Origin of the sequence: Idiomarina sp. UBA4206 (genome assembly GCF_002383015.1) — a bacterium.
GTDB lineage: Bacteria > Pseudomonadota > Gammaproteobacteria > Enterobacterales > Alteromonadaceae > Idiomarina > Idiomarina abyssalis.
Map to the genome: position 1 here is coordinate 23,179 of NZ_DFTS01000075.1, position 10,525 is coordinate 33,703.

The 10,525-nt window shown below is 49.1% G+C and carries 10 protein-coding genes and 1 pseudogene; 3 read left to right on the forward strand and 8 right to left on the reverse strand.

The window, feature by feature from the left end; all coding sequences use genetic code 11:
• Positions 1-5: 5 nt before the first annotated feature.
• The 4 genes and pseudogenes from B3180_RS15270 to abiEi form a co-directional block, all read right to left on the reverse strand.
• Entirely contained in the window at positions 6-959 is a 954-nt protein-coding gene (locus B3180_RS15270; protein ID WP_286845352.1) for a Wzz/FepE/Etk N-terminal domain-containing protein, read from the reverse strand.
• 161 nt (positions 960-1,120) lie between these two features.
• Positions 1,121-1,264, reverse strand: coding sequence for a hypothetical protein (locus B3180_RS15275; protein WP_278358235.1), 144 nt, complete (start codon positions 1,262-1,264; stop codon positions 1,121-1,123).
• A gap of 48 nt (positions 1,265-1,312) precedes the next feature.
• Positions 1,313-1,453, reverse strand: a pseudogene (locus B3180_RS15280) (hypothetical protein); the annotation flags it as partial.
• A gap of 32 nt (positions 1,454-1,485) precedes the next feature.
• Positions 1,486-2,061 carry a type IV toxin-antitoxin system AbiEi family antitoxin gene (gene abiEi, locus B3180_RS15285; protein ID WP_278358236.1) on the reverse strand — a complete coding sequence of 192 codons (576 nt, stop codon included), beginning with the start codon at positions 2,059-2,061 and terminating at the stop codon, positions 1,486-1,488.
• Positions 2,062-2,264: 203 nt separating this feature from the next.
• On the opposite strand from abiEi, the gene B3180_RS15290 reads away from it, so the two are divergent.
• Positions 2,265-3,659, forward strand: coding sequence for an MBL fold metallo-hydrolase RNA specificity domain-containing protein (locus tag B3180_RS15290; RefSeq protein ID WP_286845354.1), 1,395 nt, complete (start codon positions 2,265-2,267; stop codon positions 3,657-3,659).
• On the opposite strand, the gene B3180_RS15295 is transcribed toward B3180_RS15290, so the two are convergent.
• Together B3180_RS15295 and ung are read right to left on the reverse strand one after the other, a co-directional pair.
• Entirely contained in the window at positions 3,643-5,166 is a 1,524-nt protein-coding gene (locus B3180_RS15295) for a Fic family protein (protein ID WP_278355533.1), read from the reverse strand. The two genes, B3180_RS15290 and B3180_RS15295, sit on opposite strands and share 17 nt — an antisense overlap.
• 110 nt (positions 5,167-5,276) lie before the next feature.
• A complete protein-coding gene (ung, locus tag B3180_RS15300; RefSeq protein ID WP_278358238.1) occupies positions 5,277-5,927 on the reverse strand; it encodes a uracil-DNA glycosylase in 651 nt (216 codons plus the stop codon).
• Between the two features lie 81 nt (positions 5,928-6,008).
• Between ung and B3180_RS15305 the strand changes: the two genes are divergently transcribed.
• Both B3180_RS15305 and B3180_RS15310 read left to right on the forward strand, forming a co-directional pair.
• The gene (locus tag B3180_RS15305) at positions 6,009-6,803 is read left to right on the forward strand and encodes a glycosyltransferase family 2 protein (protein WP_278358239.1); all 795 of its coding nucleotides are present in this window, start codon (positions 6,009-6,011) and stop codon (positions 6,801-6,803) included.
• Positions 6,781-7,545 (forward strand): glycosyltransferase family 25 protein, encoded by a 765-nt coding sequence (locus B3180_RS15310; RefSeq protein ID WP_083414772.1) that lies wholly within the window; start codon positions 6,781-6,783, stop codon positions 7,543-7,545. The genes B3180_RS15305 and B3180_RS15310 overlap by 23 nt, the downstream gene beginning before the upstream one ends.
• Before the next feature lies 1 nt (position 7,546).
• On the opposite strand, the gene B3180_RS15315 is transcribed toward B3180_RS15310, so the two are convergent.
• Entirely contained in the window at positions 7,547-9,565 is a 2,019-nt protein-coding gene (locus B3180_RS15315) for a S9 family peptidase (RefSeq protein ID WP_286845358.1), read from the reverse strand.
• Between the two features lie 75 nt (positions 9,566-9,640).
• Positions 9,641-10,525 (reverse strand): DUF1302 family protein (locus B3180_RS15320; RefSeq protein WP_286845359.1); only part of this gene is annotated, 885 nt, incomplete at its 5' end.

The following is a 10,525-nucleotide window of genomic DNA, read 5'->3' on the forward strand; positions in this document are numbered from 1 at the left end:
TAAGATTAGTCTTCTTTTTTAAATATGTTTCTAACTAACACAAAACCAACACTTAAAAAGCCACCTAAGAAGGTACCAATAATGCATATTAGCGCACGCGATGGTTTGGCTTTTTGTTCCGGCACTACAGCTGGATCTAGCGTTTGGAAAATGTACTCAGGGCGCACATTCGCCAGCATAATGGTTTGTGTTTGCCTTTCTATTAGCTGATAGAACACCTGCTGCATGTCACTTAACGAAGTGCTCTGCAGTTCTTTGTCTAAATATTCCAGACTCCGCTGTGCTTCCTGAATGTCACGTTCGCGCATGTGGTTGTTTATCTCTTCAATCAACCACCCTACCCATTGCTCGGCAACTTCCGGTGACTGATGGTTTACTGCTATTGTTACGAGGCCGGTTGTGTCGTCTTTACTAACTTCCAGCACCTGGTCTCTGAATACTCTTACATATTCCCAACTCGATGGCGCTGGTTGCTTAGGTGGTTCAACTTCTCTAACCCATTCCTTGGTGTCCGGGTTATAGAGTTCGTTATTGAATACAATGCCGGTGCCGCGGTTCCACTCTTCCACTGCCATAAGCTCTGGCAGTATGTCGTATTTTTCAACAAAGCTTTTGATGAACGCTCGAGACTTCAAAATTTCGAGTGCAATGGTGGTTTTATCAGTGCTATTTCCGCCTAAGTTAACACCTGCCAAGCTCGCCAGGCCACCTAATTGGCCGGCCATTTGTGAGAGTCCGTCACCGCTGGCTTCTTCGGTCGGTGCTAAAGTTGCCTCTGACTTATAAATATTCGGCAGGCTTAATGAGTAAATAACCGAGCCCACGGCGAACACAAAAGTAATGGCAATAATCCACCATTTGCCCTGCCAGATAATGCCAAACAGCTCGCGCAGGTCAATTTCGTCGTCTTGGTAATCCGAATGCCGTTGAGGGTCGTAGTTATGAGTATCGTTTGTCATTATTGGGCCTTCAGGCACGCTACCGCCCATGGGTTGCGGTTCCCATAGGCCGGTGGTGCGGATAATTTTGATCAAGCGGGTATGATACCGCACGTAGCTCTTATCCTACAACGGCTTTATTGTTAGTAATTGATGATATTTTAAGCGGTTAGTTCCTTAGCTTACATCTTAAATTCCGGTGACCCACCACTTTGCTCTCGTAACAACTGGTCGCCCATTCGGATCACGGTATCGGTAAGATAGTCGATAAAACCGTCCTGCTCGATACTGTTAGCGACCGTTGATGAGTGTAGAAAGCGCCGCATTTCCTGCTCAAAATCACCTGAAGCCATATAAGAAGGTAGTTCTTGTAACCGCCCGGAAAGTGCTTCAAAACCGGTAGTTTGATGATAGTCCTGAAACTTGGTTCGAACTAACTCCGCATCTACCTGTACATTACGCTGATTTAGCCAGGCAATATCCCAAACATCTCGTGCTTTAATCGAACGGCGCAGGGCTAGAGCAACAAATTTTTTGCGCTAGAGATTTAATGTTCATAGTTATCACTTCCTTGTCTTGTAATCGCTTCACTTAAAGCATCCTGGTCAACCAATTCGAGATTTCGTCCGACGTTTTTCAAATCTAAGTACGCTCTCTTTATTGTCGCTTCTCTCAGTGGGTAGTCATCTAATGGGTACGTCTCATTAGTGATTGCCATTGGGTCACGCTTAGTATGTGTAAGCTCAAGCGTCCCAAGTGGAGTTTTAAATGTCCCACTCCGCCCCGTTGTCATTACAGTGGCATAATCAAACATCTGCTGACTAATAACGCTATATTTGCTGAGTACAGATTCCAAACTGAGGTAATTAAGGCTTGATGGCCGCACCAAATGCGGTAAGTGCAAAATACTCGTCGAGTGGTAATAGTGGCTTTCAGGAAAAGCCCATACTCCCCGACAAACCTTTTGAAGGACGCCTTTTTTTACCAGGTAATTTAGACGGACTTTTAGTGCATCGTCTGAATATTCTGGCATTAACATCTTAAATTGTGGCATAGATACAAGCGCATGATGTGTATATTTTTGCAACGCATGTAACTTACCTTTCAACTGATGTGTGCTCATAGGTATGCATTAGGTTAATAAATTTAATAACCTAATGTATACCAATTAACCAATAAGGTCTACAGTTAGTTATTAAAAAAGATAACCTACTGTAAACTTAAAGACCTCGGTTATTTGGAATGATCCAATATCACCCTTTTGTCCGATAGCGCTTTTCCGCCGTTTTTTGTAGTCTGGCTGTTTTAACAAGACGGAACCAACACATGGACGTAATACACCACGGCGCATTTGAAGGCGTTACGGGCTCTTGCCACGAGCTGTTGTTAGACAGTGACCACTCACTTTTAATTGACTGCGGGCTGTTTCAAGGGGCGGAGACCTCGGGTTCAGGCGCGGACTCAAACACCCAAGAAATTGATTTCGATATTACTAAGGTGCAGGCGTTGGTGGTGACCCACTGCCACATTGACCACGTGGGCCGCATTCCCTGGTTGTTGGTTGCCGGCTTTTCCGGTCCTATGTACTGCACGAAAGCTACCGCCCATTTGTTGCCGCTGGTTATTGAAGACGCCTTGAAAGTAGGCTTAACCCGCAACGCCGAAATTATTGATGCAGTAGTGACTCGCCTGCAGCGCCAGCTACAGCCGGTGGAGTACGATGATTGGTTAGAACTGCCTGCCGACTTTGCTGCGGAGCGCTTTAAACTGCGCTTTCGTCAGGCAGGCCATATTCTGGGGTCGTCTTATGTGGAAATTGAGAATGTGAGTACCCACTACCGTGTGGTGTTCTCAGGTGACTTAGGCTGTAAAAATACGCCGTTGCTGCCCGACCCTACCCCGCTGGAGCGCGCTGATTTTCTGTTACTGGAAAGCACTTACGGAGACAAAAACCACGAGTCACGCCTTGACCGCGAACAACGCCTCAAGTCGGTGGTTGAGCGTTGTGTAGAGAACAAAGGCACTATTTTAATTCCGGCGTTTAGTATTGGTCGTACGCAAGAGCTTTTGTACGAGTTAGAAGACATTATTCATAAAGCAAGGGCTAAGGAAGCGGAGACTGGGGTAGCGGATGCCGTATGGCACAAAATGACGGTTATTTTAGATTCGCCACTGGCCGCGCAATTTACCAAACAGTACCGAGCCATGAAGGCGTTGTGGGACGAAGAGGCACTGGCTCGGGTAGAAGAAGACCGGCATCCGTTAAACTTCGATCGCATGATGACGGTAGACGACCACAGTGACCATGAGCGCGTGGTGAATTATTTAAAAATCAGCGGCGACCCCTGCATTGTTATTGCCGCCAGCGGTATGTGTACCGGCGGGCGCATGCTCAATTACTTAAAAGCTTTACTGCCAGACTCGCGCACCGATGTGCTTTTTGTGGGCTATCAGGCGGCGGGTACGCCGGGGCGCGATATTCAGACTTACGGCCCTAAAGGCGGCTATGTAGAATTAGACCATCAGCGCATTTGGATTAAAGCGGGTATTTATACCTTAGGCGGCTACTCAGCCCACGCCGACCAGCAGGAGCTGCTGGACTTTATTGACGCCACCGAAGAACCGGTTAAGCGCATACGGTTAATGCATGGGGAGCCCGATGCACGTGCGGCGTTAGCCGGTAAGATTCGGGAGCGCTACGGCGCTAATCAGAGGTGTTAACCAACCTACCGAGGAATTCGGCAAAAGGTTTTATATTTTGTTTAACGCTGGCGGCTTCCAGTGCATGCATATAATCGCTACGCTTTTCAACAGGAACGACAGTCCATGGGTAGCCGCCGGATGCCAGCATTAGGTTCATAATAAAACGCCCTATTCGGCCGTTACCGTCGAAGTAAGGGTGAATAAACACAAAGATGAAATGACCTAAAACAGCACGTACGGCAACGCTTTCTTCTTCGATAAGTAAGTCAAAAAGCGTGGGCATCATATCTCGCACCGCTTCTTTATCTGGCGGTGTATGCATCGAGTTTCGTATAAAAACGGGGCCTGAGCGATAGCCAGCAAGGTCTTGCTGGCTGACAATGCCGGCAGCTACGCTCGGCGAAAAAAGTGCCAGATACCAGTCTCCGTGCACTCTTTCCAGAGCTTCGCCCGGGTTAGCTCCGTTTAACACTGATGTTATTGTTTCTTTAACTTTCTGAAAAGCATTCCAGTAACCTTTTGCCGCCATTGCATCTAAATGCTTTTTCGATTCACCCGATGTGTTGGGATCCCACTTTCCAGAATGGATAAGCTCAATAAGCTCTTCCGTTACCCGGTAGCCTTCAATGGATAATGAGTGATAAGCATCGCTGACAAATTGTTCGTCTATTTTTTCCAAAATATTATTAATATCGGCAGGTTTTGAGCTCGGTTCCGGGAACAGATTAATAACGTCGTTACGCATTTCTGACCACATAAGGCGAATGCGATTAGAGTAAGGAGAAAGTTGACGCCGTCCAAAATCTATTAAGATTTTGTCGGTAAACGGATCGGTTTCGCTGACTCGATAATCATTAGCTGCCATGCCATTAATAATACTATCAGCAATAATGGCACGACCAATATTCCGGAACGCGCCCGCCAGGCGACCCGCAATTGCCGAGTGCCCTCCGACAATAAGTACCTTAAGAATATCTGAAGCATCGGAGACCATAGATAGCGCGGTACGCATTTGTATGGGATGCTGGGTGTAATTTTTAGGTGAGCTGTACACCAGTGCCGCCGCCAGTGTGTAGACTCTCAAGCCACTTAATGTCGTCAGATGCGCTTGCTCAGGCAACTTTAACTGAACTTCCAGAATCGATGTCTTATGGGGTAATTCTATACTGTTATTCGTTGCTTTTGGCGATCTCACCAGCAGTTGAGCCGGTATTGTTCTGTCACCAATATGAAGCGCGAGCGACTGTTCCGGAGATAACGCCCATTGCTGACCAAAACGATTGTCTAAATATTCTGCGCAAAAACTCCAGAAGCAAGTGTACCAGGGCGTGCTATCTCCTGGCTTCTCATCGGGCTGCGAGGCTGCATACCAACCACGCATAATAGAACGCAGAAACCCGTATTTTATTAGAGTTTCGCGTTCAGTTCTGGATAGCTGATTTGAGCGTATAACTTGATGCCCATTGTCTTGAATAGACTTGAGAGTCGTTAATGCTTGAGCTAATTTAGATGAAGACTCATTCATGAGTTCTAGCCATTTTTATTTAAATCTAGTTTTTAGTGTTCTTCAATTCTAGTATTTGGCGCTTTTAAAATCTAGTTTTTAGTGTTTTTTATTTAATGCGTAGCTTGACGTCACGCCCACTTAATAGGCTGTCGCCCGTGTTCCTGCAAATAGTCATTGGTTTTGCGAAAGTGGTTGGCGTCGAAGAAGCCGCGATGAGCCGATAAGGGCGACGGATGTGGTGCGGTCAGGATATGGTGTTTGTCACCGTCGATAAGCGGTATTTTCTTTTGGGCGTGTGAGCCCCACAGCAAAAATACGACATGCTCGGTGGCTTCTGACACTTTACTAATGACCGTATCGGTAAAGGTTTCCCAGCCCCAGCTGGCGTGACTGTGTGCATTGCCCTGCTCTACGGTGAGCACGGTATTGAGCAGTAACACACCCTGCTCTGCCCAACGGGTCAGGTCGCCGTGTTTTGGCAATACGGTGTCGGGGTAGTCCATAGCGATGGCTTTGAACATATTGCGCAGCGAGGGCGGAAACTTAACGCCTTCGGGCACTGAAAAGCTTAAACCGTGTGCCTGCCCCGGTCCGTGGTAGGGGTCCTGCCCTAAAATAACCACTTTAATGTTCTCGGGTTCGGTCAGCTTTAGTGCGTTAAACACGTCTTCTTTTGGTGGGTACACCACGCTTTGCTGACGCGCCTGTTCAACACGCTGCCACAGTTCCTGAAAATAGGGCTTTTGTTTTTCTTCGGCTAGGAGATCGCTCCAGGGCATATGGATGTTTCCGTTGTTATTGTTTTTGTATGATAAAACGATATGATCCTGATTCTCAACTAAAGATGCGCAAGGTTACCTATGTCTGAGCAAAGTCAGTTACCTAAAGTCAGTGTTTATTTAATTACGTTAAACGAAGGTCGCCACCTGGACGAAGTATTGGCCAGTGTAAAAGGCGCTGACGAAATTGTGCTGGTGGATTCGGGCTCAACCGATGACACACTCAGCATTGCCGAAAAACACGGTGCCCGCATTATTCATCAGGACTGGCTAGGTTACGCCAGACAAAAGGCTTTTGCTTTAGAGCAATGCCGTAACGACTGGGTGATTAACCTGGACGGTGACGAAGTACTGCCGGAAGGCGCTTTTGAGCAAATACAGCAGCGTATTGCCAAAGGCGATATTAACGGCATTTACTTGGCGCACGACGACATTTTTATGGGGCACTCGCTGCCTTACCATCGGCATCATCGTTTCCGCCGGGTGTATCGTAAGTCGAAGTCGCAGTGGAATACGTCGACCAAGGTGCATGAGCATATTGAGGTAGAGCCGCCACTGGCGCACTTGCCTATTGACGTTAAACACTACGGTTATGATTCGGCTCAAGGCTATATGGACAAGCTGAACAAATACTCGTTGCTAAAGGCAAAACAGCGGGAAGAGCGCGGCAGGCACTGCAGCCTGGCGCGTGTACTGCTGATATTCCCGCTGATGTTTATTAAGTTTTACTTTATTCGCCGCATGTTTTTAGCCGGGTGGCGCGGCTTTATTAAAGCCAACATCGACGCGTTTCATTTTTTCCTGACCGAAGCTAAATTGTACGAGCGCGCTTACCGCCGGAAGCGCGGTGACGATGTCGAAAAATCAGAGCGCTAATATGCCGTGTTTACCTATTTATTTAATTAATCTAGACCGCTCCGGCCACCGTCTTGACGATGTGAAAAAAGCCATGGCGGAACTGAACCTGGACTTTGAACGAGTATCGGCGGTGGATGGCCGCGCGGTTTCTAACAGCGAAGTGAACGCGGTGTACAGCCACCAGTTGAACACCGAGCGCTACAATTACGACCTGACCATGGGCGAAATTGCCTGTTACATGAGCCACCGCAAAGCCTGGAAAACCTTTCTGGAAAGCGAACACGACGCTGCGATTATTCTGGAAGATGACATTGTGCTGGATCCGCTGTTTGCTCAGTTGCAAAAGCCGTTGGCGGCGTTGGCTGACAGCCGTTTTGCTCAATGGGATTTAATTAAACTGGCGCAGCCGTTCAGGCCAAAGGAGTCGCAGCCACTGGAAACCTTTGGTGAGTTTCAATTGGTGGATTACGAGAAACCACCGATGGGTGCCTGTGCGTATCTGGTAAGTCGTCAGGGGGCTAAGAAATTGTTGTCGCGGGTGCCGTTTTTCCGCCCGGTAGATGTGGATATGCAATGGCAATGGGAAACCGGGGCTCATGTGCTGGGCTTACTGCCTTACACCGTGGACAACAGCCACACCCATGAAAGCGATATTTTTAGTGTGGCCAACCGCCACGCCTCAAAGCGCCGCGGCTGGGTTCGTCTGAAGGAACAATGGCGGTTCTTTTGGCAGAACCGCCGGTATCATAAAAACCGTTAGGCTACTTATCCCCGCGGTATTTTTCGAACCAATGCAGGATGTAGGCGACTTTGTTCATCAGGTTACTGGGCCGCGCGTAAATGCCGTGGCCTGAGTCCTGAATGCGCACCATGGCAGTCTCCACCCCTTTGAGTTTCAGTGCCTGATAATACTGCTCGGTTTCTGAAATAGGCGTACGGTAATCGTTCTCGCCGGTCAGCAGCATGGTGGGCGTGGTCACATTACCCACGTAACTGATAGGCGAACGCTCCATGTAGTGCTCGGTGTGATTCCACGGCAGACCCGGGAACCAGTACTGATAGAAGAAGTTGTACATATCGGCGGTTAACACAAAGCTGTACCAGTTAATGACCGGCTTAGCCACAACCGCGGCTTTAAAGCGGTCGGTATGACCAACTATCCAGGCGGTGAGTACACCACCACCACTACCGCCGGTGACAAACAGCTCGTCTTCGTTAATAAAGCCTTTGTCGATAACCGCGTCTACGCCGTCCATTAAGTCGTTGTAGTCGTGGCTTGGGTAGTTATGGTGAATTTCGTTCGCAAAGTCCGAACCGTAGCTGGTGCTGCCGCGCGGGTTGGTGTACAGCACCACGTAGCCTGCCGCCGCAAACAACTGAATTTCAGCAGCAAAACGCGGACCATAATTGGTATGCGGCCCACCGTGAATTTCCAGCATTAACGGGTAGTCTTTGTCTTTGTCGAAGCCCGGCGGGTAAGCAATCCAGCCTTGTAAGTCGATACCGTCAACACTGGATTTGTAGTTGATCTCTTCCACTTTGGCTAATTGTTTGTGGCCTAATGCGTCTTCGTTCAAACGCGTTAACTGCTGAACGTCGCCGCTGTCCCATAACGCCAGCTCGGCCGGACGCATGGGGTTAGAAATGGTAAAGGCAATGCGATCACCCTTGGCAACACTGAAGTCACCACCGCCGTATGGCCGACTGTACGACAACCCACCAACGCGGTCGGTTAGGTTCTTGTATTCGCCGTTTAAGTTGGTACGTGCCAGCTGGCCAACGCCATTGTTGTCGTAGGTGAAATAAATGCCCTGGCTGTCGGTATCCCAGGAAAACCCGGTAACGCTGCGGTCTAAATCGTCAGCCAGTAATTGCACATTGGAGCCGTCCAACGCCATGACATAGAGTTTAGCCGCCTGAAAGCTCATTTTCGTGTCGTCATAACCGGTAAAGGCAATTTTTTCGCCGTCTGGCGAAACTTTTGGCGAGCTGTCCGGGCCATTACGGTCGGTCACCGCTGAAATTTCTTTGCTGCTTAAGGTCAGACGGTAAATTTCACTGTTAACAGGCTGGCGGAAAGCGTCGTCGCGACGGTTCGCCGAAAAGAAAATGTGCTTGCTGTCGGGTGACCAGGCCAGCTGTCCGCCGTGGTTAAATTCGTCGTCGGTGAGCTGACGTGGCGAACCACCGGTTGCGGGCATAACGTAAATTTGCTGATGGCCGTCTTTTGCGTAGCCACCACCGTCGAAGCGGTAGTTATCTTTGTCGACGTACTTAGGCGCTTCGGTCCAGTTAGCACCTTCGGGTTTGCCCGGTAAGCTGACCGGATCCGGCTTTGATTTTGGCGTGAACATGGAAAAAGCAATTTGGCTGCCGTCGGGTGACCAGCTTAAGCCTGACGGTGCTTGAGTCAGCTGTGTAACAACCGCGCTGTCGCCGGAGTCTACCCAGTAGATATGCACTTGCGGTGAACCGGTTTCGGTAGAGACATAGGCTAAGCGATCACCACTGGGTGACCAGACTGGCTGGCTTTCGCTGCCCTGCTCACCGGTTAACGGACGAATGTCGCCGTCGGGCAGGCTGGCCCATAAACGGCCTACTTTACGGTCGTTGTTAATGTCCATGGACTGACGCACAAACACAGTCCATTCACCGCTGGGGTGAATGGTCGGCGAGGATGCGTATTCCAGCGTGAATACGTCTTCTAATTCAAACTTTTCCTGGGCTGCTGCTGTGCCTGACAAGGCCAGTGCGGCTGCCGCAATTATCCATTTTTTCATTGTTGTTCCCCCGGAAAATAAAAAACCGCCTCGGTAGAGACGGTTTTATCGTGATTCACGGTGTGAATCAATGTATTAGAACGCGTAAGAGAAGCTGACTGACGCATAGTCACGGTCAGTAGTCGCATCGTAGTCACCGCCGGTGAAGGTGGTGTAACCCAGGCTGACTTTGTAAGTAGACAGGTAATCCGCTACTAAGTTAACGCCCAGCGACTTACGGTCTTCAATAAAGTTGCTGTTTGGTGAGTAACCATTAACGTCGTGGTTAAACTGAACCACAGGCGTTAAACCCCAGCCCTGCCAAATGTCTTTGTATTCAAACTGGAAGCGGGTACGGTAGCCCCACGAGTTTGAAGTGACAAAGCCGTCGCAGTTCATGTCGGCTGGTGCACCAGTGTCTTCGGCACTTAAGCACTTACCATACAGCGGTAAACGACCGTAGCGTTGTTCGTTCAGACCCGGTAAATCATGCACCTGGTTAGTGGCAATTTCACCCACAAAGGTCATGCGGTCAGAACCCCACAGACGGTCAACAAAGCGCACAAAGCTAACCTGTGCCTGGCTGACGTCCATACGGTCGTAGCCGTGAGCTAATTCACCCAGTTCGGCGTTGTTAACGCGGTCAGCAAAGGTGCTTGGCACATTTGGACGCAAACCGGCGGTTAAAATTTCGGTAGTGTTAATTTGTACCGGCACACCGTCGCGGTAGCTGTACTCACCGCCAACAGACCAAAGGCCTAAATTAGTGCTGAAGCTTAAACCGATGACACTGGTGTCTTCCGGATATTCGATAACCAGACGAGGTCCGTCTATCGGGTAACCATTAGGCGTTGACCAGGTATAGCCAAGTTGTTGGCCCGCTGCGCCTGCCGCTTGCTGGAATGGACGCGGGTCCACTGTCCAGTTGTACGCCGAAATAATTGGCGTGTTGTTATGCAGGTTCAGGTAGTAAACACCATT